Raw genomic sequence first — 22,234 nt, 5'->3', positions numbered from 1 at the left:
TAATAAAAAGGCGGAAGTTAATCTTCCGCCTTTTTATTATGAAATGGGTTCCATATTCACTTATAGCAATCCAGCCCACTTTAGTCCATGATATATACCGTCTTCATTAACATCCTTTGTCACATGATTTGCAAGTTTTTTCAAGTCTTCATGGCCATTTCCCATCACAATACCTGTGCCAACGGCTTCGATCATTTCTAAATCATTTAAGCCATCTCCAAATGCATACACTTGATCACGATTAAAACCTAACTTTTCAATGTATTTCTCAATTCCTTTTGCCTTAGAACCACCATTCGGAATGATATCCATTGAATATGCATGCCAACGAATAAAATGAAAATCTGGATAATGATTAATAAACTTTTCCTCTTCATTTACTTCACAAAAAAGTAGTGTTTGATAAATATTACGTTCCTCATAAAAATTAGGCTCATATGCTGGATGCTCAAAGTTTAAGCTTCCAAAGCCTTCTTTCACATAATCATGATATTCCACTGATGCTCTCATATCTTGATGGTCAAGATATACAAGTGGATATCCTTCTTGTTTTGCAAACTGAGTAAACCTATGTAAAGCATCTGGATGTAACGGATTATTAAATATTACCTCATCTTCAAAGACAACATATTGTCCATTAAAACTAACATAATTATGTATATTAAGTTCCCTGCGAATATCTTCGAACATAAATGGCGCGCGCCCTGTCGCAATTGCTACATGTACACCTTTTTCTTGTAACTGTTTTACTGCATCTCGTGTAGATTGCGGAATTTTTTTATCATGATCTAATAATGTTCCATCAATATCAAAAAAGACAATTTTATCATTCATTTGTCAAAATCCTTTCTGGGACTCTATATTCCTATTTTGAATATCACTTTTCAAATTCTAAAAAAAAGTATAACATATTAAACATCTGTGAAGAAAGCGTTCCCTTTCTGACCTTATTTGTAAACTTTGCATATATATATTAGTAAAACATGTAGATACTTGTTCGGATGAATTTTCTTTTCCATTCTTCCTCATACTATACCTATAACTAACGGCTACTGATCGTTACTATAGAATAACTTTCACTGTATGGGAAAGGACAAGATTCACCATTCACTTTTGTCCTATCTCTTATATCAGAGATAGAGTTTTCACTAGTAATAGGCATGTTTAAAATAAGGAAAGGAAGGAGTAATCATGCTGAAGAAGCTGAAGAAAAAGCTCAAGCGTTATTTAAACGGTCTAGTCCGTAAAAAGACAATCGCTTAAATTGTGCCCATTTCGGGCTTTTTCTTCATTCTCATTCGAAAAAACATGAAAATCGTGACTGTTTGCTTTATAATAAGTAACAGATAATGCAAAACATAGACAAGGAGAGGTTTTCCAAATGATTTTTAAAGTATTTTATCAAGAAAAATTAACTGAGGTTCCAGTACGTGAAAATACAAAAGTTTTATATTTAGAGGCTACGTCTGAAAAGGATGTTCGTACAAAGTTAAATAAGTTCGCATATAATATCGAGTTTGTTCAGTCTGTTACTGGCGCTCATCTTGAATATGAAAAAGAAAACGCTGATTTAACATTAGCGGAAATCGTATAGCGATATGAAATTTCTAAAAAACGACCAAGTTGCTGTATTTGCTCTCGGTGGGCTTGGTGAAATCGGTAAAAATACATACGCTGTTCAATTTCAAGATGAAATTATTATAATTGATGCTGGAATTAAATTTCCAGAGGACGAACTTCTCGGGATCGATTATGTAATACCAGACTACACTTATTTTGTGCGAAACGAAGATAAAATTAAAGGGTTATTCATTACACATGGTCACGAAGATCATATCGGCGGAATCCCTTACCTATTACGTCAAGTGAACATTCCGATTTACGGCGGAAAATTAGCAATTGCACTCATCAAAAACAAATTAGAAGAACACGGCTTACTTCGTAAAGCAAAACTTTACGAGATTCAAGAAGATGACGTTATTAAATTCAAAAAAACGTCTGTATCCTTCTTCCGTACAACTCACAGTATTCCAGATTCGTACGGCGTTGTTGTGAAAACACCTCAAGGTCAAGTTGTTCATACAGGTGACTTCAAATTTGACTTCACACCAGTTGGTGAACCAGCTGATTTAACAAAAATGGCTGAAATCGGTAAAGATGGCGTACTATGTCTATTATCTGATAGTACGAACAGTGAAGTTCCAAACTTTACTATGTCTGAGCGTCGCGTTGGTGATAGCATTCAAGACATTTTCCGTAAAGTAGAAGGACGGATTATATTCGCAACCTTTGCATCAAATATCCACCGCTTACAACAAGTTGTTGAAGCTGCTGTTGAAAACAACCGTAAAGTAGCTGTGTTTGGTCGAAGTATGGAAGCAGCGATTGAAATTGGACAAAACCTTGGTTATATTCGTTGCCCGAAAGATACATTCATAGATGCATCTCAACTAAACCGCTTACCAGCTAATAAAGTTGTTATTTTATGTACAGGTAGTCAAGGTGAACCGATGGCAGCACTTTCACGTATTGCAAATGGTACACACCGCCAAATTCAAATTATTCCTGGAGATACAGTTGTTTTCTCTTCTTCACCAATTCCAGGAAATACAATTAGCGTAAGTCGTACAATTAACATGTTGTACCGCGCTGGCGCTGATGTAATTCACGGGAAACTTTCAAATATCCATACAAGTGGACACGGTGGACAAGAAGAACAAAAGTTAATGTTACGTCTAATTAAACCGAAGTACTTCATGCCAATTCATGGTGAATATCGTATGCAGCGTATGCACATGAACATAGCAAATGATTGTGGCATCCCTGAAGAAAATTGCTTCATTATGGATAATGGCGATGTTCTTGCTTTACGTTCGGATGAAGCTAGCGTAGCTGGAAAAATCCCATCTGGTTCGGTCTACATTGATGGAAACGGTATTGGAGATATTGGCAATATCGTATTACGCGATCGTCGTATCCTTTCTGAAGAAGGACTTGTAATTGTAGTTGTAAGCATTGATATGAAAGAATTTAAAGTTGCAGCAGGACCTGATATCATCTCACGCGGTTTCGTTTACATGCGTGAAAGCAGCGATTTAATCAATGATGCACAAACATTAATTACAACTCATTTAGAAAAAGTAATGGAGCGTAAAACAACACAATGGTCTGAAATTAAAAATGAAATTACAGACACATTAGCCCCATTCCTATATGAGAAAACGAAACGTCGTCCAATGATTTTACCAATCATTATGGAAATATAAGAAAAAGGACAATGCCATGAAGGCATTGTCCTTTTCTTTTCTCTTATCTTAAAAAGTGTTTAAATCGATCCACTTCATCGTCATGACCAATGACAATTAATATATCTCCTGCTTGAATATTCTCCGTAGCTCGAGGGGATACGATAACTTCTTTGCCTCGTTTAATTGCTACAATATTCAATCCAAACTTCGCACGAATATCTAATTCAATTAAAGAGTGCCCATCAATTTTTTTATTCGCAATAATCTCTACAATACTATGCTCATCTGAAAGCTCAAGGTAGTCTAGCACATTGCTTGATGCAATATTATTAGCAATCCTTTTTCCCATATCACGTTCTGGATGCACAATATGATCTGCACCTATTTTACTTAACACTTTTTCATGATAATCATTTTGAGCTTTTACAGTAATATTTTTTACACCCAACTCTTTCAAAATCAAAGTCGTTAAAATACTTGAATTTAAATTATCTCCAATAGCAACGACTACGTGATCAAAATTTCGAATACCAAGGCTTTTTAATACCATCTCATCTGTTGAATCTGCAATTACAGCATGCGAAGCTATATTTGCAAATTCATTAATTTTATCCTCATCTGAATCGATTGCCATTACTTCCATACCTAATTGAGCTAGTTCTCGACAAATACTTCCACCAAAGCGACCAAGTCCAATGACAGCAAATTCTTTTTCTTTCTCACCCACAAGAATTCCTCCAATAACTTCAAGTACTATTTATTTTCAGTGTAACACACTTTATATGCGTCACAAAAACTATGATTAGCTCTTATTTTTGTTTTTGTATATAAAAATATTGTTGCAAGTAAAAAGCGATACCAACAAGTAGCATAGCAAATACAAATATATTTCCAAAAGAACTAAATGTTTCAAAAACGAATAATAATGTTTCTTGACCAAAAAAGGCAAATAGAAGCTGTGTGAATGCAAATAACAACGCCCATATGTAATGATGTTGATGGAATAAATAATGCGTTGCACCTAAAAAAGCAATAAACGAAAAGATAAAGATCCACCAATTTTCTAAAAATAGTTGCCAATTAGAAAATTGATATCCATTTACTAATATCGCAATAAGCGCGATAACTGCCATCGTCGGCACACTCCAAAATAATGCCCGTCCTCTAAAGAAACGAGTGCCTTTAACATCTCCTTTTTCATGTGCAATATATGTTAGTACTACTGTGCTTATATACAAAACAGAAAGAATTGTTAAAACGATAATAAGCCAAAAATGTAATTGATAATATTCATGCTCTATATTTGTCACGATTGCAGCTAACATGCACGGAATTAACATTCCCGTCCAACCATCTACTTTTCTTTCATTCCAAAAGACCGTATTACCAATCCTTATTCCTAACAACATAAAAATAATGATACCCAATACAAATAACGTAGTTTTATTCCCTACTAAACTCGTTGAGAAAGCAATTAATCCAATAAATAAAAAGAGCACAAACCCATTCATAATTTCTAGTACAGGTGATAAATATCTCTTCACCCATTTGTATGTTTCGTCATATTCATTATTATCTACTAGACGATAGGCATAAAAACTTATCCCAAAATAAACCGCCGCAATAATAACATACGCATATAAGACGAAACATAAAATCGCACTGCTAATTTGCACGTAATTCCCCACCCTTTTTTCTATGTTTCACATTGATTTTACACACTTTTCATACTAAAAGTAAACATATATAAGTTAGTCAAATAATTAATAATGAGCAGTGGCTAAACCCCCTGCTCATTATTAAAACAGTACAATTAACTTTAATTCTTCCATTTGTATGTAAATGTCTAAAATCAATCTATACGAGCGTTACTTACACCTCAGAACAAAAAGTTATTTGGAACCTTCAAGAGAGCGGAAGTTTTATTTTCTATTCCCTTTCCACTTTACATATTGGCTTAAAAATGTGATTGCCTTTTCAATCACTTCTTCGTCTGGTTTTAATTTTGCATGATGTAAACCATATTCTGAATTTACTCCAAGCCAAAACATAAATCCAGGGATTTCTCGAAGCATATAACCAAAATCTTCACCCGTCATTGCCTCAGTACATGTAATAACATTCATATCAGTTTGTTTATGTACAAATTCCATAAACTCTCTCGTTAACTCTTCATGGTTATATACTTGATGATACATTGCTCCGTAATCTATAATCGCCTCACACTGGAAAGAAGCTTCGATACCTGCAACAATTGACTCAATTCTGCTTTTCACACGCTTCATTGATTCCACTGATAATGTTCGAATCGTTCCTTCTAAACGAGATTTTTCTGCAATAATATTTTGAACCGTACCACCTGTAATTTTCCCGATTGTAATTACTGCACTATCAAGAGGATTTACATTGCGACTAATAACGGATTGAAGCTGTGTAACAAGGTGACTCGCTGCAACAATCATGTCATTTGCAGTATGCGGATAGGCAGCATGGCCACCTTTCCCTTTTAAATCAATATATAATTCTGAAGTATTGGCAAATAACAGTCCTTCTTTCGTTGCAATTGTCCCCACAGCGTATTCTGGTGCAATATGAAGACCAAGAATTATATTTGGTTTCCATTCTTTTAACTCTTCACTTTCTAACATAGGAAGAGCACCGCCTGGTCCTTCTTCTGCTGGCTGGAATAGAAATACAAGGTCATCATCTATTCTTTCGCTCACAGCTTTCGTTAGAAGGCCTAAACCGATTGTTGTATGTACATCATGGCCACATGCATGCATCATTCCTTCATGAATAGAAGCAAACTCGTATCCAGTTTCCTCTGTAATTGGTAAACCGTCTATATCTGCACGATAACCTATTATTTTTTCGGGATTTTTTCCATTTACTTTAACGATTACACCCGTTTTCCATGTCTTCACTTCCATAAATTCATGAGAAAGTGTTCCTATATAATCTAAAATATACTGTTGTGTTTTCCATTCCTTAAATCCGATTTCTGGAATTCTATGTAAATCTCTACGAATTTGGATAAATTTGCTTACTGTCATTTTTGCACCTCTATCTATAAAAAGCGCAAGAGCCCATTTACGCTCTTACGCTTTTTTTACTTTTTATTTCTCTGGGTTTAATTGACGAAGCTCTTGTTTAATTTCTGTTTTTGCTTTTGTCTTCTCATCAATTTCTTTAATTACACGTGCTGGAGTACCTGCAACAACTGTGTATGGAGGCACATCTTCTGTTACAACAGCTCCTGCTGCTACGACTGCACCTTTCCCTACTGTAACACCCTCTAAAACAACCACGTTTGCACCGATTACTACATCATCTTCAACGATAACTGGTTTTGCAGAAGGTGGCTCAATAACACCTGCAAGTACAGCACCTGCACCTACGTGACAGTTTTTACCGACTGTTGCACGTCCACCAAGTACTGCGTTCATGTCGATCATAGAACCTTCACCAATTACAGCACCAATGTTAATTGTTGCATTCATCATAATTACAGCGTTGTCACCAATTTCAACATGGTCACGAATAATAGCACCTGGCTCGATGCGAGCTTTAATACCTTTTAAATCAAGCATCGGGATTGCAGAATTACGACGATCGTTTTCTACAACGTAGTCAACGATGTGCTTATTATTCTCATCAAGAATTGTCTTAATTTCAGACCATTCTCCGAATAATACACCTGACTTTTTATTCACAAATGCTTGTACTGTTTCAGGGAATGTTACTTCTTTTAAATCCCCTTTTATGTATACCTTTACAGGAGTTTTCTTTTCACTTTTTTGAATAAACGAAATAATTTCGTTAGCGTCCATCATTTTCATTCTTGTTGCCTCCTAAATCCATTTATAATGTTACTCTACCAAACGAAAGAGCGAGTAGCAAGATAATAATCTTATTTTTCCCTTTGAATTTCTTCTATAATTTCTAAAAATGCTTGTACTTGCTTCAACTGCCTTGCCGAGTCACTTGTTAACAACCATGTTTCTCTCGTCAGTTGAACAGGTGTTTTATACATATTTTCCTGTACTTCCTTTAAAACAGTAGAAGGTAAAAGGGCATAACCTATACCATTTAAAACAAGTTGTTTACATGTTTCAATTTGGTCAACTACAATCGTTCGCTTAGGCGGATTAGAAAATAAACCATACCACCAATTTTGTATTTGTCCATAATAAGTCGAATCACTTTTAAATTGAATGAACGGCCTATTTGTTTCTTTTAACATCGAAATATCTTTTATTTCTTTATCAACTAAATACAGTTCATCTTCAAATAATTGTTGCTTCTGACCTTTATATTCTTGTGTTCCCCTCAGTATAGCAACATGAACGTCTCCTTCATAAAACTGCTTTTGCACTTCACTACTCCATCCAGTAAACAGCGATATCTTGACAGAAGGATATTTATGCACAAACTTTTTCAAAACAGGAGGGAGCCAATATTGACCAATAACTGATGCAACAGCTATTTTTAACGTTCCATGAGTTTCCGTTCTGAAAACAGCTAGCTCACTTTTTATATCTTCTTCCCTTTGCAACATTTCTTTAGCATAATTTGCAACTTTTTCCCCTTCAGGTGTAATTGTCAATCCTTTTTGTGAGCGAATAAAAAACTTCATTCCCCATTGTTTCTCCATAGATTGTAATCGTTGACTCAGCGCAGGTTGGGAAACAAATAAACGTTCCGCCGCTTTTCTCATATTTGATTCCTGAGCTAACACAACCATCATTTGAAAATCATCAATTTGCAACTTTCTCCCTCTTTCCTTAGCTTCCATACACCTTATTTCAATAAGCTTTTCATCCTTAATTTACCCGAATGCTTTCATTCAGAAAATACAATTGTCCAGCGCAAACTTTCCTTATGTTTTATGTCTTTTTAAATATAATACATACACAAGTGATATGCACGAAAAAAAAGTGACTTCTTCGTTTCTATGAAGTCACTTTTCTTACGTTATCGATTATGTTGCCTTACTTTCTTATTCAACAATTTTAAAATAGCCCGACGTGTTAAAATCCCCTCAAAATAGCCTTCTTCATTAACAGCGCAAATAAAAGGATGATCAATTGTCATTTCTAAAGCTTTTGCAAATGAATCGTCTAATTTAAGAACAGGTATATCTTCTTTCATCACCTGCTCTACTTTCATATCATCGAGTCTTTCAAACTCAATACGTTCTAATCCTAACATACCATCTAATATCATGGCAGTACTAATCAAACCATGTAGTTTATACATTGGATCTAAGACAGGTATCGCCGAATATCCAGATTTCACAAGAACGAGTAAAGCATGTTCTAAACTATTTCCAATTTGGACATGAGCTACTTTTTCCGATGAAATCATTAAATCCTTCACAAGAATTTGTTGAAATTCGTCTTTCGGAATACTAATCATATTACATCCCCCATTTTCCCTTTTTCCTGCTTATGTTCACAACTCTATTCACATTTTATGACAGCGTTTTCATATTATTATTTTGTCCTAAATTTATTTCAATAAAAATACAATCACACAGCTATTTTAGCATACAGCACAAAAAAAAGACTACCATTCCGGTAGCGCTTAATACCCTTTATTTTTTAATCTGTAAAATAACCTTGTGATTTTTTTATATTGCATCACATCTGTCTGTTTCAAACCATTCTCAATATCTGTAAGTTCCACAGCTAAAATTTCACTTGCGTAATTTTGCTGAAATAAAATATCTAGTAGTAAACTTTCTTCTTCCTTCGTTAAAACAACTTCCCTTTGCATATACCCCTCTCCTTACACTCGCATCGTTACTCTTATTATATAGAAAATTCAACCTATTTAATAGATGTAATATTCAGTTTTTATTAAAAGATATATAGCAATCGTATACATACAAAAAAATCATTTCGTATATCGATTTGCATAGCTAAACGCCGCATAAGCATCTGGCTTAATTTTTGCAGTTAATCCCATCGCTCGAATTTTTTCTGTCATATCTAAAATAAATTCTTTTGTTAAACCATCATTCCCAATGTCTAAATGAATTTCCATTATGAATCCAGCCCCATCTTGAGCATAAGGATGCAATAACTCCCATATTGTTTGTATATGAGTAGGCGTAAATAGACATGCGATTTCTTGACTAAACTGCGTTTCTAAATATATTTTCTCACGTAAGGTTGCCGGCTTATCTTTTACTGATCTATGGTGTAAACAGCCCCAGGCACCTTTTCCAACACGATGAATATGGATTGCTGTAATAAACCTCGTATCCTTTTGATGCGCTTGTGAGTCTGTCCCAATGGATAATCGATATAAATTTCGCGGATCCTTTTCAATGAAACTACAAATACGGTTAAAGACCATATCAAAATTTAAATGTCTCTCTGAAACATTGTAAAATTTATGTGCACCGTCCACAGAGTCACGTCCTTTCAATTAGACAGACTTTTCGTATTCTCATTGTATGGGACAAAAACTAAAATTATAACTTCCTATCCTTTATTCGTTTCAATATTTCGAATTACAAAGTGACAAACTTGGCACGTATAAATTACATTTTGATTAGATTGAGCCGTTAATACATGAATAATCTCAGCAGAACTTTGACAATTAGGACAAATCACAACTGGTAAACGTTCCATACGATAACCTCCTAGTTATATTTCTCCCGCTATTTGCAGAACCCAGCGATTGTGAGAAGTTTAGCTTCACATATTCACCCGGTTGACGGGACTCATTTTCCACATGGATAAGCAAACTTGCACGGATTAAAATTTCATTTTAATACCATTGTAGGAAAAATAAAAAACTTCTATACATTCCACTAGAAAGTAATAGAACTAAAAAAGGTACTGCCACATGGCAGTACCTTTTTTATATGTATCAAGAAATGATATCGTAAATCTCAATTGCAACCATGTCGATATTATCGAATTGATACACTTGAGGTTTTTCACCTTGTTGATACACTTCTAACTCATACATTTCACTTTTATCGAAAAATTTCACGCTACATTTGCGCTCACCGTTCACTTCAAAATAGCGTTGTGCTACTTCACCGCTTTCAGCTTGTTCTTGTAGACTAACAAGTCGAGTTAAAATTCCTTGGAGTAGAGACATGAAATCTCTCCTTTCTCTGATCTTCCTACCAATAGGTTTTACAGCTATACTCATTCTATCCGTCATAACAGAAAAAATGTTCCACACTCTAGGATAAAGGTTATTGGCCAGAAACTCAACTAAAAATTTGTCGAAATGCGAAGGAAAAAACAGAAAGAACATATTTCCCCTTCTTTATTGCGGTTTTTATACTGGAAGAATATAATAAAAAACAGAAAAAAGGAGGAATAACAATGAAAAAAATTGAGGTTTATACACAACCCGATTGTCCGCCCTGTGTTATTGTGAAAGAATTTTTGAAGCATAATAACGTTGCATATGAAGAATTTGACGTAAAAAAAGACGCTGCTGCTCGCAATCGTCTTTTATACGACTATGATTCTTATTCAACTCCAACAGTCGTAATTGATGGCGAAGTAGTTGCAGGGTTTCAAATTGAAAAGTTACAACAACTACTCAATATAGAATAGGAATAGGTAAATACCTATTCCTATTCTTATCCCGCTATTTGTGGGTAGTAAAACTCCTACCCCAAATTTAGCTACAGCAAAGAAGTTAGATGGAAGAGTAATCCCTCCCACTGATTAAAAGTTTCACTTTATAATTGTTGCAACCTTTTTATTTCAGTTAAAAGTTCCTGACTTTCATGATATCCTGCTAGCTTCCATTTATCTTGATCCCTTTTCAATGTTACAATTTGATACTGTCCACTTTTTGTCCGCTCATATACATATAAATTTTTATGTTCTTCATCATACGACATTTTCGTTTCTGAATTAAAAGAAAACGGTGCTTCTTTTGCCGGAAGTAAATATTCACCACTTTGTTTATCACTTCTGCTATTTTCATCTGTAAATACTTGAAGGAAATTATCTGTAAAATACGGTGATAACGTCTCTATCATCTTATTCATCGGCAAATGCTTCCCACGAATTGAAAACTGGGTTTCATAGCCTTTTTGTATCGTTGTAAATACTTCTTTCCGATCGACTTCCACTTCCTCTTTTCCTAAAACAGTCGTAACACTATAACCAACTAGAAAGGCAACACATACAAATAGAACAAGCCATATTCCATATTTCCTCATTTTTTCACCTTCCTTTTAAAAGAACTTGTCTTTGTAGTATTCATTGTAACAATGATTATGCAAAGACAGGACAGATTTCGTTCGTAAAATCTTTACAACGATAGACAGCATTTTCATCACCATTTTCACTATTACCAATTTATGATAAAAACAAACAAAAAATGCACGAATCTCTTCGTGCATTAAAATAAAACATCTTCTTCATATAAATATTCATAAGATAAATCTATAAATAAAAAGTTGTCATCATCAATCGGGAAAGAAAATGTTCGTACCATTTCTCCCGTTTCAATATCTGCATATAAATCTGAAAGCCTCGCCTTATTCTCAAAACGCATTTTCATGATATTCTCGAGAAAATACGGGCGCCAACTCCAGTTCTTCATATAATAATCCGGCATCACAATCCATTCTCCATCTTTTTTCATAACATTTCCTGATTGTTGGAAACCATCTTCATTACAAATAAATATACGAAAACTACACTGTGATACACTTTGACTAAATTGTAATAACCAATCATTTATATCTTCATTCTTTTTTTGTTTTGATAAAACATCGCCAATGCGATCGCGTAACATCTCTGTTAAATTATAAATTTTTTGTAACTTCTTCTTTTCATGCTGAATAAACTGATGACATTCATTACCTAGTCGCTCTTTCAAAACATTCGTTTCAATAAAATCAGGTAAACATTCTTTCAAATAATTACCTTGATAATATCTTCCGCCGTTCTTCCAAGCATATTGCAGTTGATAAAAAGCATCTATTTCTTCATATAACAAAGTTGCACCAATTCTTCTAGCAAGTAATGATAAAGAATATAAAATATCTTGATAAGATTGTAAAAGTGCTGTTTGCCTTAAGTTCGTTAAATCTACTTTTAAAATATCAGGTGCTAACACGCTAATACGCTCTAAATTACTTGTGCCCGTTCCGACTTTATTAATCGAAATTTGAATACCATATGTACGATAATACATAAGCAAATGATTAAATTGCTCTATATCTTCTTTACATTCATGTTCTGTAATCTCTAAAACAATTTGTTTTAAATTTAAACCTTGTTCTTCATACCTCAATAAAAGTTGAAGCAAGCTTTCATCATCATCATTCATTAATACATTAGCATTCCGATGTATAAATAATAATAATTTTTGATCGCTTTCTAAATAACGATTTAAAGCTTTTTCTACTATAATATTATCCGCTTCCAGTTGAAATTCACTTGGAATCGAATCATCGTGAAAGAAAGAAGCTAAACTTTGTATGCCCTCTTCTGTTTGAATACGTCCTACTACTTCGTATCCAATTACAGTATGCTCATCAGCACTAAAAATAGCTTGATAATAAGGAAGGACTTTATCCAAGTTACTCATTACATCTAATGCATCTATCAACGTGCTTCCCTCCCTTTACTTTTCAAAAATTATAACATGATATTTACGGAAAAATAATAAAAAATCCCTTCAGTTTTCCTGAAGGGATTAGAGGGGTAAAATGCTAAGGGGAATTAGCAATTCTACTATGAAGAAAAAAGAGGTCTTAAATATAACGTATATATGACCTCTTGTAAACACTTTTCTTTCATATGTCACAATTCCGTCACATTTAGCCATAAAAAAATGAATCAAATATTCATTTTTTTATCCCTTTTAAAATGGATATTGATGTAAATGTTGTCCTCCATCCATTGTCATGCAAGTTCCATTTATGTACGCAGCTTCATCTGAACATAAATAATAAGCTAGACCAGCGATTTCTTCTGGCGTACCCAGCCTTCCAAGCGGAACACTTTGTATCGTACGTTTAGCCATTTCTTCTGAAATCCATAATTTATCAGCACCGCCCGTACGTTCAATTGGTCCTGGCGCGATAGCGTTAACTCGTATTCCATATTTACGTCCCCACTCAACAGCGAGCGTCTTCGTCATCGCTAATACTCCTGCCTTCGCTGCAGCCGAATGAATAACTCCTGGACCAGCATCCCATGCATATGTTGCTACCATGTTAATGATATTCCCTTTTATACCTTTTTCAATCCAATATTTTCCGACAGCATGACTACAGTAAAACGTACCGTTTAATACAATATTAATGACTGAATTCCAGCCATTCACAGATAAATCTTCTGCTGGACAAATAAAGTTTCCAGCTGCATTATTTATTAAAACATCAATTCTACCAAACTTCTCATCAATCTGTTCAATCATTTTCTGAATGTCATCCGTATTTCTTACATCCATTTGTACAGGTAATACTTGCCCTGGAAATTGTTCAATTTCCAACTTTGTTTCCTCTAGTTTTTCCTTTGTACGTCCTGTAATAACAACTCGTGCCCCTTCTTTTGCAAAACGAGTCGCCATTCCTTTTCCCATTCCACTCGATCCACCTGTTATAATAACTACCTTTTCTTTCACATACATCCCCTCCAAAAAATGAATACACATTCATTTTATCACTTTATTTAATAGAAATCTTTATATTTTTAAACTTTTCTGATATTTTAGCGTAAAGAACTTTCTTTTTATTCATTTTTTTTCGTAATCTATACTACTTTTTATTATGTAAAGTATATTTTAAATAAACTGAAAGGAGATTTGAGTAGCCTATAAATGGAATGAAAACATTGAGGTATACTCATATTTTTATGAAGCACATTACAAGAAGAAATTTTTTAAAAATTGGTATGCGTACTTGTCTCTATTCATTTATAACCAGTAGCATCGGATACTACTATGCTAAATATATAGAGCCCCATTTCATTTCTTTTACACAGCACACATTAAAATCACAACTCATCCCAAAAAGTTTTCATGGTATGAAAATTCTTCAATTCAGCGATTTACATCTCGGATACTATTTCTCGCTTCAACATTTATCTAAAGTTGTTTCTAAAATTAATGCTGTAAATCCAGATATTGTCCTTTTTACCGGAGATCTCATTGATAATTATCAAACGTATACTGACACTCCTTTCGTTGCATCCATTTTAAAAAATATACAAGCCCCCTTTGGTAAATTCGCTATTTATGGTAACCATGATCACGGTGGATATGGAACTGAATACTATGAGCACATCATGCGTGAATCAGGATTTGAGCTATTGCTCAATAGTGAAAAAAGAATTCATCTAATGGATAATAGTGAAATTTCTATTTTCGGTCTCGATGATATACTATTAGGCAAACCAAAAATAGAGAAAACATTAGAGCATGCACGGCAAAGTACTTATAACATTGTTCTTGTTCACGAACCAGATATCGCGCCCAAAGTTTCTAAATATCCAATCAACTTGCAACTTTCTGGTCATAGTCACGGCGGACAAGTACAAATTCCTTTTTTAGGAGCTATTATTACACCTTCACTCGCCAAAGACTATATTGAAGGCTTCTATACAATTCAGGATTTAACTCTCTATGTCAATCGAGGCCTGGGAAGAACACGTGTCCCATTTCGCTTTATGTCAAAACCTGAAATCACAATTTTCACACTCCAACATTCGTAATAATTCGCCTATTTTCTTACATATCCTTTCTTGTACGCGCTCATCCACGTTTTGTTTACCATATGATAAAAGTGAGTCCAATAAAGGAGGTATGTTCATGTATCCATATTATCAACCAATTCCAGTCCGTTCAGCACCTATTGGTCCAGTAGGCGACTCACGCTTCTTCCCGTTTTTTGGCGTTCCCTTTCTAGCTGGAATTGCTGGTGGATTGCTCGGCGGAGCATTAGCTTTCGGCCCTCGACCATTTTATCCACCTTATCCACCACCTTTCCCGCCGCCAGCACCTTATCCTTGTTACGGTGGACCATGTCAGCAACCATACTATTACTAAGTTAAAATAACGATTCTTTCAAATATTATTCTCTCAACGAGCCATCTCATTACACGCTTATAATAAAACTATTGTTTCTACTCATCCTTCCATTTTTGGAGCATATGAGTAGAAAAAAGTAAAAACCTCTTATTGACATAAGAGGTTTTTACTTTTTTCATTATTCAGCGTCTGTATTTTGATATGCCATCTTAAACAACTTCACTTGGCTATCAATTTCTTCTGTACTACTATTAATAACATAATAGTAATCACCATCTTTATTTTGTTCACGTGTTTTCACATTATCAGCTAATGTAAGCTGTAAAATCGCCTTAATTCGTGCCTTCATTTCAATATCTAATATCGGGAAAGATATTTCCACTCGCTTCTCCATATTTCGCGTCATCAAATCAGCTGAAGATAAATATATTTTCTCCTCCCCATTATGATGGAAATAATAAATACGGCTATGCTCTAAGTATCTTCCAACAACACTAACTACACGAATATTTTCACTTACATTTGGAATGCCAGGTCTTAAACAACATGTCCCTCGAACAATGAGCTCTACCTTTACTCCAGCTTGTGATGCTTCGTACATTTTTTTAATTAATGGTTTATCTGTTAATGAATTCATCTTAGCGATAATATATCCATTTCCATATTGCCTATGATAACGGATTTCTTCATCTATTAAATCTATAAATTGCTCTCTTATATCAAATGGAGCAACCGATAAATGATGAAAATGTGGCTTTGTTGTATAACCACTTAAATAATTAAAGAAATTGGTTGCATCAACCCCAAAGTCTTTTCTTGATGTAATATATCCAAAATCAGTATATAACTTCGCTGTTGCATCATTATAGTTTCCAGTTCCGAGATGTACGAACCTTTCGATTTTTCCGTTTTTTCTTCTTACAACTAATGTAATTTTACTATGTGTTTTCAAGTGACTTACACCGTAAATAACATGACAGCCTGCCTGTTCCAATTCTTTAGCCCAATGAACATTGTTTTCTTCATCAAATCTTGCCTTTAATTCAACTAATACTGTTACTTGTTTTCCCTTTTCAGCCGCTATCTTTAACGCCTGAATAATCGGTGAATCACCACTTACACGATATAACGTTTGTTTAATCGCAAGTACATTCGGATCGTCCGCCGCATCACGGACAAAATCAACTACCGGCTGAAATGATTCAAAAGGATGATGTAATAAAATATCATGCTCAATTGCTTTTTCAAATACATCTTCTTCATCACCTAAATCTTGAGGTGGTTGCGGAATAAGAGCCGGATATACAAGATGTTCATATAAAGGAGCTAGTTTTTTATATAAAGAAAACAAACATGTTAAATCTAATGGACCATCCATTATATATACATCTTCATCTTTTACTTCCAGAACCTCATATAATAACGCTAGTACTCTTTCATCAATGTGTTCTTTCCCAACTTCTAAACGAACAGCAGCCCCCCACTTACGCTTTTTTAATTCTTTTTCAATTACCTTTAATAAATCTCTCGCACCTTCTTCATGAATCGTTAAATCTGCATTGCGTGTAATACGGAAACGAGTAACAGATGATACTGTATATCCCGTAAATAATTTATGAGTAAAGCTACTAATTACGTCTTCTAATAAAATAAATTTATGCTTTTGCCCTTCGCTCGGTAAAATTATGAAGCGCTCAAGTAATGAAGGAACTTGCACAATTCCTAACTTCGTCCTGTTTTCCTCTTCCGCTTGCTTCTCATCATATAAAAGAGTAGCCAAATTCAAACTTTTGTTTAATAACATTGGAAATGGGCGATATGCATCAATAGCTACAGGAGTTAACACCGGAAAAATTTGCTCATCAAAATACTCTTCTATAAATTCTCGCTGCTCTTTCGTCAAATCATTGAATGTTAAACGTTCAATTCCCTCTAACTCAAGCGCTGGTAATACATAATTTTTAAATGTATCATATTGTACTGTCATTAGTGCATGGGCTTTTATCGCAATTTTATTTAATTGCTTTTTTGGTGTTAAGCCAGCTTTATTTTCTGGCTGATTAAATCCAGCACTCACTTGATCCTTTAATCCCGCTACACGTACCATAAAAAATTCATCTAAATTCGAACTAAAAATACTAATAAATTTCAATCTTTCCAAAAGTGGATTATTTGCATCTTGCGCTTCTTGTAAGACACGTTCATTAAATGCTAACCAACTTAACTCTCGATTATTGTAATAAGCTGTATCATTTAAATTTACTGCATTCCCCTTCAATAATTCCATTCTCTTCACACTTCCCCTTGAAACTTTTTCACTATAATTTAGTTACTTTTATTTTAGCAAATTACAATATTATAAAGTGTAATTTTTTTGTAAAGACATCCGTACAACCTAATGTTTTAGTTCGAATAACAAGTTAATATTCGTTTTTAACACTCTTTCTAACTGTTTTTTTTGTTTTTCAGCCTGCACTTTTTCCGCTAATGCCGATTGTTCACATAAAGCTTTAAATGTTAATCCTTCTTCGTTTTCTGTTATAGATATGGTATCAATAAGCGATCGTTGCCTTACATTTAAAGTAGCTGAAAATTGTAAAACAGCTCCTAACAGGCGGATTTTTTTTTGTTCGCTTTTATCAAACCAACCTTCAAATGGAGATAAATGTTGTTTAAATAACATTTTTGATTTATACGATGCAATAAGCGCTAGCCTTACTCGATCTTTATGCATCATGCCATCAATTGTCTTATTCGCTAATAAATAAAACGTATGTAAACGACTTGCTTCTTCGTCTATATATTTGCCTATATTAAATACTTTCGCTGCTTGATGGAACACTTCCCAGTCTTTTACTGACATAGAAATAAGCCCTATTTCCTCAAGTTGTTTGCAAATTAGTCTTCCATGTTTAATAAGCTGAATAACAAATTCCATGTCCATTTCGTATTCATGTGATAGTAAATGCAGACTTTCTTCAACTACGTTCGGATAATATGAAATCCCCAAATCTTTTGTCAACTCTTCATAGAAAACACCTTCTCTTAACCCTTTTCTACTTAATACAAATGCCGGTGCCTCTATAACATTAACAAGTGTATGAAATACTTCAACCGCTGGAATAATCGTATCTGCTCGATCTTTTGCCAATCCTTCCAATTTCTGAAGTTCTATGTACGACAATTTTTCCAATTCATCTTTTACACTTTCAATATCTTCTTCTTTCATCTTGTATAAATGTAATCCTGCTATAGGATAGCATATTAAATTTTGATGGATTTTCACTAAGTTCCTAGCACTACCACCAATTGCAATAAGAGGCAATTTCTTATTGATTAACCATGGTAACGTTCGAAATTGAAACTCTAAATACTGTTGCATTCCCTCTAACTCATCTTTAGTAGGAATATCCCCTTTAATAAATTGTTGCTTTAAAGAAAGTGCCCCAAATGGAAAACTATGGTACTCTAAAATCTCTCTATTTCTAAAGTATGTAACTTCTGTACTTCCCCCGCCGATATCTACCGTTATTCCTTCTGAAAACGATGTAGAATTCATAACCGCCAAGTATCCGTAACGCGCTTCCTCATACTCTGATAATACTCTAAGAGTAAAGTCCGTTTGTCCTTCAACAAGCTTTTTAATTTCCTCTTGATTCTCCGACTGTCTAATTGTTGCTGTTGCAACACAAAGTACATGATGCAACTGATGGAATCTTGTACTTTCTTGAAATTGAAATAATGTCTGTAATAATACTTCTATTCCCTCTTCATTCAACACACCATCAATTAAGTAATTCCTTAACCTAGCAACAACTTTCGTATTTTCAATCTCTTTATAAAAACCTCCATTTTGCTTTTCATAAATAACTAAACGCATTGTATTAGATCCAATATCTATAATGGCATACTGTTGTTTTAATATTTCTTTCAAACTTCTCACTCTTTCATTATCAAATTTCAAAAACATATTCTATTACTATTATACAAAATAGTTGTTTTTTGTAACAATATTGCTTTAATATTGAAAATATATACAATCACTTTTTGCGTATAATAAATACCTATTTTATTTATGGTATAATAATGAAAAATTGAAAGGAGATTCAATATGAAACCTTCACAACCACAATCTCAATTACAAAACCAACATTCTATTAATCGACTAGCTCAATCTATTTTCGTTGTGAATCGTCATGCTAAAGCAGCTACTAATCCTAAATATTTATACTGGTTAAAAAAGACAGCTTTAGAACGTTTGATTGCTGAAAAAAAAGCAATTAAAGAAGGATTACATTTTTCTAGAAACCCACGTTTTAGCCAACAACAATCTGATGTCCTTATACGTTTAGGCGATTATTTTTTCCACATCCCTCCTACGAAAGAAGATTTTCGAATTCTACCGCATCTTGGTCATCTTGAATCCTCCTATCGAAATCCGAAAACAACCTTATCTTTAACAGTGGCAAAAAAAACAATTCAAGATTATATTGGTCCTGAAGCATTAAAACAAGAAAAAAAATTAAGTGAACCTGTTCCATGGTATAGTCGTACTTATACAAAAAAATAAAACAGTTTGGCCAAGTGTAGGCCAAACTGTTTTATTTTTTCTCTTCTTTAATTTTAATATTTGCTTGTTTATAAAAAGCTACTTTTTCTGTATTATAAGACTTTGTGAATTCATTAAATTTATCTTTTTCTGACTCAATATCCTTATAAGATTGATTTACTACTTTTACTTTTTCACTAATATCTTTTAATTTAGTACCTTTATCTTGTAACATTGTATATAACTCTTTTTCTTGTTTTAAAGATTTGTCATAGCTGTCATACATTTTATTAAATGAATCGTGTCGTTTCTCATACGTGCTTTTCACTTTATCAGCTTGATCTTTCAATTTCTTATCTTCAATTTTCTTCACATACTTATCAGCTGACTTCACTTCTTCTTGCGCTTTATTTAAAACTTCTTTTTCTTTTGCAAGCACTTTTTCTCGTTCAGTTGTATTTTTCACTGCTTGATTCAGTTTTTCTTTAACAGTTTGATTATTATCTTTTCCTTCTTGAACAATCTGGTTATATAATTCTTGTCCTTCTTTCTCTAAAGTCTCAAGTTTTTTTGCATCTTCAAACATTGTTTTTTCTTGTTTAGCAGCGTTTTCAAACGCTACATATAATTCTTCTTCTGGTTTCGGACCGAAACAACCGGCTAATAAAATCATTGATAATGCAGTTACAATTGCTAATTTACTATATTTCAACATCTCTTCCTCCTACTTATAAACGACCATCGTGTAATATAAAAAAGTTATAAAATATGTAATTGTTCTATACACTCGCATCTTTTTTACGAAGATCATTAATATTGTTTGTACAAATTATTACTTGATATTACATTATTCTTTTTGAATTATTTAGCAATTCCATATCCATCTTTAAGTATACTACTTCGTGTTTTTTAAGGCCTGTTTACACTATGTATTACTTTAATGTCCACGGAATTTCACCTCAGTCTTAATAAGACTATAATAGTTCACCTGATAAAAGGTGATCGCTCCGCTCTCACGTCTATCATTCCCTTTCCAGCTTTCTATCAATTAATCTCTTTGTTCATTTTACACAGTACAATCGATATCTCGCAACAACTTACAAATATTCTTTTCATTTCCTAAAAAGGAAAAGTGTAGAGCTTGCTTTCCTCTACACTTTTAAAATAAAACACACTGTGCAAATTGCATTGACACTACCATCATAATTATATGCTTATTTCATATATTTTTAAAGACTTTTATTACAAACGTGGCGTTTTTTTGTAATAAAAGTCAAAAAAATGTTACAAATAAAACATCTTCCTATCATATATCTTCAAATCAAAGCTTCACTCATTTTCTTGCAAATTTCTATACTGGTACAATTGATTTTGCGACTTTCTCAACAGTTCTTCAAACGTTTTTCCTTCTACTGGATAGCTAGCTGCTCCAAATAAAAGAGTGACACTGAGTAAATCACCTTCTATTTCACTTTCAATATTTTTCATTAATCGTTTTGTTATTGTTGATGTTTCATGACCATTATCAATTGCTACAATAACGTACTTATTTTCATCCCACTTTGTAACAACATCGCCCTTCCGAATTGTCTTTACAATGGTACTCTCTAATTTTTGTACTAATACTCCCAACTTTTTTTCTTGCAACGTGTCTTTTAATCCTTCCCATTCTTTTACAGAAAGAATGTACACTGTAATATTACGAGAATCTCTTTCAGATAAAGCAGCTACTTTCCCAAAAAAATCAACAACAAAATCATTGCTTGCCATTCCTCCTACTTCCATACCCATACGCTCGTTCGCTCTTTTATCGTACCAATGTCCAAAATAATAACTTAGTATCATTTGCAATATATAAATAATAAAGACGGTATAAAATGATCGTGAATCCAGTTTTGCAATTACATCCTGAAGTGCAATCCATTCTGTAACTGCCACAGTATTGCCAAGCAATAATCCACTAATTTTCCCTTTATGTTTCATACTTTTCCCCCTTTTATACCAATATATGTTTCTATATCAATAATGTTTTTCTACAAAATAAAAAATGTACATATGCAATGTACATTTCTGCTTAAGCTTGTATACCTTTTCTACTCTATTTCATATATATATAATATAACTTTTATAGAAAGGAGTAATCTATATGCTACAAAAAGAGAATCTATCAGATGCTATGCGTTTACTAGCTGGTTTTCTATTATCATTAAAATTATTATTTACCTCTTTCGGCATACACTTTATTACAAACGATCAAATCGACGCTATTGTTAATGTTGTTTCATTTTTATTTATTCTATACTTTGGCTACAAAAATAACTATGTAGGAAAAAAAGGAATAGAGCAAAAGAAAATACTCAAAAAACACAACCTTCACTAAAAAAGGAACCTTTTGTACAGGTTCCTT

Annotated in this window: 25 protein-coding genes; 7 read left to right on the top strand and 18 right to left on the bottom strand. The window is 33.5% G+C overall.

Annotation, left to right across the window (positions count from 1 at the left end; all coding sequences use genetic code 11):
- Positions 1–60: 60 nt before the first annotated feature.
- Positions 61–834, bottom strand: a complete 774-nt coding sequence (locus QO049_RS10165) for a Cof-type HAD-IIB family hydrolase (RefSeq protein WP_000998279.1) — start codon at positions 832–834, stop codon at positions 61–63.
- 547 nt (positions 835–1,381) lie between these two features.
- Here QO049_RS10165 and QO049_RS10160 point away from each other — a divergent pair.
- Together QO049_RS10160 and rnjA are read left to right on the top strand one after the other, a co-directional pair.
- Positions 1,382–1,594: a DNA-dependent RNA polymerase subunit epsilon gene (locus QO049_RS10160; RefSeq protein ID WP_000576435.1), complete on the top strand. Its 213-nt coding sequence runs from the start codon at positions 1,382–1,384 to the stop codon at positions 1,592–1,594.
- Positions 1,595–1,598: 4 nt separating this feature from the next.
- Positions 1,599–3,266, top strand: coding sequence for a ribonuclease J1 (gene rnjA, locus QO049_RS10155; RefSeq protein WP_000670377.1), 1,668 nt, complete (start codon positions 1,599–1,601; stop codon positions 3,264–3,266).
- 43 nt (positions 3,267–3,309) lie between these two features.
- On the opposite strand, the gene QO049_RS10150 is transcribed toward rnjA, so the two are convergent.
- The 10 genes from QO049_RS10150 to QO049_RS10105 form a co-directional block, all read right to left on the bottom strand.
- Complete coding sequence (locus QO049_RS10150; protein WP_000504032.1) at positions 3,310–3,975, bottom strand: potassium channel family protein; 666 nt, start codon at positions 3,973–3,975, stop codon at positions 3,310–3,312.
- Between the two features lie 82 nt (positions 3,976–4,057).
- Positions 4,058–4,924 carry a cytochrome c oxidase assembly protein gene (locus QO049_RS10145; protein WP_001167321.1) on the bottom strand — a complete coding sequence of 289 codons (867 nt, stop codon included), beginning with the start codon at positions 4,922–4,924 and terminating at the stop codon, positions 4,058–4,060.
- A 246-nt stretch (positions 4,925–5,170) separates the two neighbouring features.
- On the bottom strand, positions 5,171–6,301 hold the full coding sequence (locus tag QO049_RS10140; protein WP_000218662.1) for an N-acetyldiaminopimelate deacetylase: 1,131 nt from the start codon (positions 6,299–6,301) through the stop codon (positions 5,171–5,173).
- 63 nt (positions 6,302–6,364) lie between these two features.
- On the bottom strand, positions 6,365–7,087 hold the full coding sequence (gene dapD / locus QO049_RS10135) for a 2,3,4,5-tetrahydropyridine-2,6-dicarboxylate N-acetyltransferase (RefSeq protein ID WP_000783241.1): 723 nt from the start codon (positions 7,085–7,087) through the stop codon (positions 6,365–6,367).
- A gap of 71 nt (positions 7,088–7,158) precedes the next feature.
- Entirely contained in the window at positions 7,159–8,043 is an 885-nt protein-coding gene (locus QO049_RS10130; RefSeq protein ID WP_001987174.1) for a LysR family transcriptional regulator, read from the bottom strand.
- Between the two features lie 179 nt (positions 8,044–8,222).
- Positions 8,223–8,666: a cyclic-di-AMP-binding protein CbpB gene (cbpB, locus tag QO049_RS10125; RefSeq protein ID WP_000623579.1), complete on the bottom strand. Its 444-nt coding sequence runs from the start codon at positions 8,664–8,666 to the stop codon at positions 8,223–8,225.
- A gap of 168 nt (positions 8,667–8,834) precedes the next feature.
- Positions 8,835–9,026 carry an antirepressor AbbA gene (abbA, locus tag QO049_RS10120; RefSeq protein WP_001188692.1) on the bottom strand — a complete coding sequence of 64 codons (192 nt, stop codon included), beginning with the start codon at positions 9,024–9,026 and terminating at the stop codon, positions 8,835–8,837.
- A gap of 120 nt (positions 9,027–9,146) precedes the next feature.
- Positions 9,147–9,665 carry a ribonuclease H-like YkuK family protein gene (locus QO049_RS10115; RefSeq protein WP_000348489.1) on the bottom strand — a complete coding sequence of 173 codons (519 nt, stop codon included), beginning with the start codon at positions 9,663–9,665 and terminating at the stop codon, positions 9,147–9,149.
- Between the two features lie 74 nt (positions 9,666–9,739).
- Complete coding sequence (locus tag QO049_RS10110) at positions 9,740–9,889, bottom strand: hypothetical protein (protein ID WP_000440540.1); 150 nt, start codon at positions 9,887–9,889, stop codon at positions 9,740–9,742.
- A gap of 241 nt (positions 9,890–10,130) precedes the next feature.
- Complete coding sequence (locus QO049_RS10105; protein ID WP_000055151.1) at positions 10,131–10,367, bottom strand: YkuJ family protein; 237 nt, start codon at positions 10,365–10,367, stop codon at positions 10,131–10,133.
- Positions 10,368–10,600: 233 nt separating this feature from the next.
- On the opposite strand from QO049_RS10105, the gene QO049_RS10100 reads away from it, so the two are divergent.
- Positions 10,601–10,837 carry a glutaredoxin family protein gene (locus QO049_RS10100; RefSeq protein WP_000717875.1) on the top strand — a complete coding sequence of 79 codons (237 nt, stop codon included), beginning with the start codon at positions 10,601–10,603 and terminating at the stop codon, positions 10,835–10,837.
- 128 nt (positions 10,838–10,965) lie between these two features.
- Here the strand turns inward: QO049_RS10100 and QO049_RS10095 are convergent, their stop codons facing one another.
- The 3 genes from QO049_RS10095 to fadH all read right to left on the bottom strand — a co-directional run bounded on the left by QO049_RS10095 (position 10,966) and on the right by fadH (position 13,874).
- Positions 10,966–11,454: a DUF3993 domain-containing protein gene (locus QO049_RS10095; protein ID WP_001233804.1), complete on the bottom strand. Its 489-nt coding sequence runs from the start codon at positions 11,452–11,454 to the stop codon at positions 10,966–10,968.
- A 182-nt stretch (positions 11,455–11,636) separates the two neighbouring features.
- Positions 11,637–12,854 (bottom strand): EAL domain-containing protein, encoded by a 1,218-nt coding sequence (locus QO049_RS10090; RefSeq protein ID WP_000564306.1) that lies wholly within the window; start codon positions 12,852–12,854, stop codon positions 11,637–11,639.
- Positions 12,855–13,109: 255 nt separating this feature from the next.
- Positions 13,110–13,874: a 2,4-dienoyl-CoA reductase gene (gene fadH, locus QO049_RS10085; protein ID WP_000660913.1), complete on the bottom strand. Its 765-nt coding sequence runs from the start codon at positions 13,872–13,874 to the stop codon at positions 13,110–13,112.
- A 230-nt stretch (positions 13,875–14,104) separates the two neighbouring features.
- Here fadH and QO049_RS10080 point away from each other — a divergent pair, with 230 nt between their 5' ends.
- Positions 14,105–14,962, top strand: coding sequence for a metallophosphoesterase (locus QO049_RS10080; RefSeq protein ID WP_033667426.1), 858 nt, complete (start codon positions 14,105–14,107; stop codon positions 14,960–14,962).
- A gap of 97 nt (positions 14,963–15,059) precedes the next feature.
- Complete coding sequence (locus tag QO049_RS10075) at positions 15,060–15,296, top strand: hypothetical protein (protein WP_000283738.1); 237 nt, start codon at positions 15,060–15,062, stop codon at positions 15,294–15,296.
- 160 nt (positions 15,297–15,456) lie between these two features.
- Here the strand turns inward: QO049_RS10075 and QO049_RS10070 are convergent, their stop codons facing one another.
- Both QO049_RS10070 and QO049_RS10065 read right to left on the bottom strand, forming a co-directional pair.
- Positions 15,457–17,565 (bottom strand): polyphosphate kinase, encoded by a 2,109-nt coding sequence (locus QO049_RS10070; protein ID WP_000421677.1) that lies wholly within the window; start codon positions 17,563–17,565, stop codon positions 15,457–15,459.
- A gap of 108 nt (positions 17,566–17,673) precedes the next feature.
- On the bottom strand, positions 17,674–19,248 hold the full coding sequence (locus tag QO049_RS10065; RefSeq protein ID WP_050552234.1) for a Ppx/GppA family phosphatase: 1,575 nt from the start codon (positions 19,246–19,248) through the stop codon (positions 17,674–17,676).
- Positions 19,249–19,389: 141 nt separating this feature from the next.
- Between QO049_RS10065 and QO049_RS10060 the strand changes: the two genes are divergently transcribed.
- Positions 19,390–19,848: a YkyB family protein gene (locus tag QO049_RS10060; RefSeq protein WP_000804862.1), complete on the top strand. Its 459-nt coding sequence runs from the start codon at positions 19,390–19,392 to the stop codon at positions 19,846–19,848.
- A 31-nt stretch (positions 19,849–19,879) separates the two neighbouring features.
- Here the strand turns inward: QO049_RS10060 and QO049_RS10055 are convergent, their stop codons facing one another.
- A complete protein-coding gene (locus tag QO049_RS10055; RefSeq protein ID WP_000922482.1) occupies positions 19,880–20,542 on the bottom strand; it encodes a YkyA family protein in 663 nt (220 codons plus the stop codon).
- 614 nt (positions 20,543–21,156) lie between these two features.
- On the bottom strand, positions 21,157–21,810 hold the full coding sequence (locus tag QO049_RS10050) for a diguanylate cyclase domain-containing protein (RefSeq protein WP_000680811.1): 654 nt from the start codon (positions 21,808–21,810) through the stop codon (positions 21,157–21,159).
- A 163-nt stretch (positions 21,811–21,973) separates the two neighbouring features.
- On the opposite strand from QO049_RS10050, the gene QO049_RS10045 reads away from it, so the two are divergent.
- On the top strand, positions 21,974–22,207 hold the full coding sequence (locus tag QO049_RS10045) for an SPP1 phage holin family protein (RefSeq protein WP_000939446.1): 234 nt from the start codon (positions 21,974–21,976) through the stop codon (positions 22,205–22,207).
- Positions 22,208–22,234: the final 27 nt, after the last annotated feature.

It is taken from the genome of Bacillus sp. RB3, from assembly GCF_030164735.1.
In the GTDB taxonomy this organism is placed as follows: Bacteria; Bacillota; Bacilli; order Bacillales; family Bacillaceae_G; genus Bacillus_A; species Bacillus_A cereus.
Note: the sequence above shows the minus strand (reverse complement) of the source record. Positions and strands in the feature narration are given on the sequence as shown.